Origin of the sequence: Gordonia sp. (in: high G+C Gram-positive bacteria), assembly GCF_049299075.1 — a bacterium.
In the GTDB taxonomy this organism is placed as follows: Bacteria; Actinomycetota; Actinomycetes; order Mycobacteriales; family Mycobacteriaceae; genus Gordonia.
In genome coordinates this window covers 1-3,388 of sequence record NZ_JBAQWU010000468.1, presented here as the reverse complement: position 1 = coordinate 3,388, position 3,388 = coordinate 1, and the positions used below count along the sequence as shown (strand labels likewise).

5 protein-coding genes are annotated in these 3,388 nt (G+C 67.4%); 2 read left to right on the top strand and 3 right to left on the bottom strand.

The annotated features are described in order from the left end of the window. Positions 1–604: heme o synthase (locus tag WAW85_RS14845; RefSeq protein ID WP_422560363.1), on the top strand; the 604-nt coding region annotated here is incomplete at its 5' end. 47 nt (positions 605–651) lie between these two features. Here WAW85_RS14845 and WAW85_RS14840 read toward each other — a convergent pair. Beyond that, a complete protein-coding gene (locus WAW85_RS14840) occupies positions 652–1,647 on the bottom strand; it encodes a quinone oxidoreductase family protein (protein WP_422560362.1) in 996 nt (331 codons plus the stop codon). Positions 1,648–1,680: 33 nt separating this feature from the next. Between WAW85_RS14840 and WAW85_RS14835 the strand changes: the two genes are divergently transcribed. Then, positions 1,681–2,073 (top strand): hypothetical protein, encoded by a 393-nt coding sequence (locus WAW85_RS14835; protein WP_422560361.1) that lies wholly within the window; start codon positions 1,681–1,683, stop codon positions 2,071–2,073. Here the strand turns inward: WAW85_RS14835 and WAW85_RS14830 are convergent. Then, positions 2,070–3,011, bottom strand: coding sequence for a COX15/CtaA family protein (locus WAW85_RS14830; RefSeq protein ID WP_422560360.1), 942 nt, complete (start codon positions 3,009–3,011; stop codon positions 2,070–2,072). The two genes, WAW85_RS14835 and WAW85_RS14830, sit on opposite strands and share 4 nt — an antisense overlap. After that, positions 3,004–3,388 (bottom strand): ABC transporter permease (locus WAW85_RS14825; RefSeq protein ID WP_422560359.1); only part of this gene is annotated, 385 nt, incomplete at its 5' end. The genes WAW85_RS14830 and WAW85_RS14825, both read right to left, overlap by 8 nt.

The window sequence follows — 3,388 nt, the reverse complement described above, 5'->3', positions numbered from 1 at the left end:
CTACGGCACCGCGAACTCGGCCGGTGAGCGCTCGTTCCTGCCGTCGATCCTGGTGATGATTACCATCGCCTTCTACGTCTTCGTCTACACGCTGGTGCTCAAACGCCGCACCTGGCAGAACGTCATCTGGGGCGGCGCCGCTGGCTGTATGCCCGCACTGGTCGGCTGGGCTGCGGTCACCCATTCGCTGAACTGGCAGCCCTTTGTGCTGTTCCTGGTGGTGTTCTTCTGGACGCCGCCGCATACGTGGGCGCTGGCCTGGCGCTACCGCGACGATTACGCTGCCGCCGGCGTGCCGATGCTGCCGGTGATCGCCAGTCCCGAGCAGGTCACCCGCCAGATGCTGATCTACACCTGGCTCACCGTGCTGACCTCGCTCGTCTTGATCCCGGTCACCGGCTGGGTGTACTTGGTGACCGCCGTCGGCGCCGGCGCCTGGTTCATCTGGAAGGTCACCCGCCTCTACATCGAGACTCGCAAGGGTGTCGAGGTGAAGCCGCTCAAGGTATTCCTGGTCTCCAACGAGTACCTCGCTCTGCTGTTCTGTGGTCTAGCAATCGACGCCGTCTTCGGTTTGCAGACCATCGCCGCAATGGTCTCCTGAGCGGCTCTCCGGAGCCGTAGCGTCCATCGTGCCGGGCGACGGCTACGTCACGGCAGCAGCACCGTCGTGCCGATAGTGCGGCGGCTCGCCAGATCGCGATGCGCCTGCGCGGCGTCGGCGAGCGGGTAGCTCAGACCCACCCGCGCCTGCACTGAACCGTCAACGACAGCACCCAGGTAGGCCCCAGCGCGCCACTCGAACTCCTCGGGATCGGCGATGAAATGCGCCAGGGTGGGGCGCGTCACCGTGAGTGAGCCGAGCGGATTGAGCCGTTGCAGATCGAATGGCGGGACCGGACCACTAGCGGCGCCAAATAGGACGACTGTGCCGCGAATTGCCGTGGCTGCCAGCGAACCGTCGAACGTCGTCGCACCGACACCGTCGAATACGACTGGCACTCCGCGGCCGTCGGTCAGTTCGCGTACGGTGGCCGCGAAGTCGTCGTACCGGAGGACGTCGTCGGCTCCGGCAGCCCGCGAGAGCATCTCCTTCTTATCGTTGGAGACCGTCGTGATCACTCGCAGACCGGCATGCTTGGCCAACTGGGTCAGGATGAGGCCGACACCGCCGGCGCCGGCGTGGATCAGCACGGTATCGCCGGGCCGCCACTGCGGACTGGTGCCCGTGGGGACGGTCGGCGACGGATACAGCAGGTAGTGCGCGGTGAGGCCGCGCAGCAGCGACGACCCGGCAAGCTCGTCGGCGACGCCCTCTGGGACGGACACGGCACGGTGGGACGGCACCACAGCCAGTTCGGCGTAGCTGCCCGGCGAATCGCACCAGGCCACGCGCTGCCCGACGGCAAAACGTCCGGCATCCTCGGCCCCCGGGCCGAGGGCCACCACCTCACCGGCGCCCTCCAGACCGGGGATGTAGGGGAGTCCGATGGGGTAGAGGCCAGCGCGGTAGTAGGTGTCAATGAAGTTGACCCCGGCGGCACGGACCCGGACCAGCAGCTGCCCGGCTTCCGGGCGTGGATCGGGCGCACCGCCGTACCCGAGCACCTCGGGACCGCCGGTAGACATCACACGGATCGCACGCATGGCTCAGTTTCGCACGCGGCTATCATGATGTGCATGAGTGATCAGACCGCGCCTGCCACCGAAACCGCCGTCGAGGCGACGCCGAGCCCTACGGCCGGCGTCGTCGGCTCGATCCGCCGGTACGTGGCCGCCGAAGGCGGCGCGTCGACGGCCATCCTGCAGCCGACCGGTGTCGCCGGTGTCCGCATCACCCTGATCGGTGAGAAGAACGGTCTGCTCGGCGATCGGGTCGTCGCGTCGCTGGACGAGGCGAAGGCGGTCGTCGCGCAGGTCGAGGGACTCGAGATCGCCGATGAGTGGGATCGGGAGTTGACCAACAAGGTCACCATCGCGCCGAGCCATTGGCGCAAAATGGCTGGCTGGGTGGCGCATCAGACCCGCGGCTTCCCGCGCGCGCGCAACCGCAAGGTCGTCGACTACCGCTAACCCGCGGCGTTCCGGTCCGATAGCCGGGCCGTGCGGCCAGCATCGACGGCGTGCAGCACCAGCCACGTCGCGCCGACCATCAGAAGTGCGCTGCCCAGCATGTGCAGGATCACCAGAAGGATCGGCAGACCGGTCGCATACTGCACGTAGCCGATGACGCCCTGCAGCACCAGCAACCCGGCGAACCACCACGCGGCGCGCTGCATCTGCAGGTGCGCGATCACCGCAAGCAGCAGCACCGCGAGGCCGAGTCCGACGAGTGTCCAGACGCCGTCCGCGTGTAGTTGCGCCGCCCAGGCCGGGTCGAGTCCGTTGCGATGGGAGTCCTCATCACCCGCGTGCGGTCCGGAGCCGGTGACGACGGTACCGAGATAGATGGTGATCCAGGTGACGGCGTACACCGCCCAGGTTAGGGCCACCGCCAGCCGGACGATTACCGAGTCGCGAGGCATGGGGATGTCGTCGTCGGATGTGCCGGCGGCGGGCTGTGTCCGGTACACGAGCCAGGTGGCCAGCGAGATGATCACGATGGTGAGCAGAAAATGCAGCGCCACGATCCACGGATTGAGTTTGGTGAGCACCGTGACGCCGCCGATGACGCCCTGGAGTGGAATCCCGAGGGCCACCACGGTCGCCAGCCAGCGTGCGGCCTTGTCGGCGGGCCGGTACCGCATGACGGCGATCCAGGTGGCGATCGCGATGGCGATCAGCACCCAGGTCAGCATCCGATTGCCGAACTCGATGACGCCGTGATAGCTCAGCGGCGGCGTGTACTTGCCGTCGCCGCACTGCGGCCATGTCGGGCAACCCAGACCCGAGCCGGTGACCCGGACCGCACCGCCGGTTACTACCAGGAGGATATTCGCCGCGAGGTTTGCGATCGCCCACGCGTGCACAAACCGCAGTGTGGGGACGCGGAACCCGAACCACTCACTCAAACTTGAACCACCTGACTGCGAGCAGACCGCCGATGGCGGCCCAAAGGATGAGGACGACGACGCTTGCTGCCGCGACGGCAGTGTGCTGGGTGGCTTGGAGCAGCGCTTGGGTGAGCGCTCCTGACGGGGAGACCCGGACGAGCCAGCCGACGGCATCGGGGACCCGGTCCTGGTAGACCACGAGCCCGGAGAAGGCGAGCAGCACGAACCACAGCAGATTAGCCAGAGCCAGGACGACTTCGGCTTTGCCGGTGCCACCGAGTAGGAGGCCCAGGGTGGCGAAGGCCAGCGTGCCTAGTGCGATCACCGCGGCACCGATCACCAGACCGAGCAGCGACGGGCGCCACCCGAAGGCGACACCGATGAGCCCCAGCACT

Excerpts from the sequence above, each read along its gene's own strand:
- WAW85_RS14840 (WP_422560362.1), bottom strand. The coding sequence starts at position 1,647 with ATGCGTGCGATCCGTGTGATGTCTACCGGCGGTCCCGAGGTGCTCGGG.
- WAW85_RS14835 (WP_422560361.1), top strand. The coding sequence starts at position 1,681 with ATGAGTGATCAGACCGCGCCTGCCACCGAAACCGCCGTCGAGGCGACG.